1 rRNA gene is annotated in these 223 nt (G+C 48.9%); it reads left to right on the forward strand.

Going from position 1 to position 223, the window contains the following annotated elements:
- Positions 1–223, forward strand: a 23S ribosomal RNA gene (locus WFI24_RS34640); the annotation flags it as partial.

Here is a 223-nt window from a genome sequence, read left to right on the forward strand (position 1 = left end):
GGCTTAGAAGCAGCCACCATTGAAAGAGTGCGTAATAGCTCACTGGTCGAGTGACTCTGCGCCGAAAATGTAACGGGGCTAAACACACCACCGAAGCTATGGCTTGATGCTATGCATCAGGGGTAGGGGAGCGTTGTATAAGGGTTGAAGGTGTACCGTAAGGAGCGCTGGACATTATACAAGTGAGAATGCCGGTATGAGTAACGAAAAGATCAGTGAGAAT

It is taken from the genome of Paenibacillus sp. USHLN196 (assembly GCF_037144955.1).
GTDB lineage: Bacteria > Bacillota > Bacilli > Paenibacillales > Paenibacillaceae > Paenibacillus > Paenibacillus xylanexedens_C.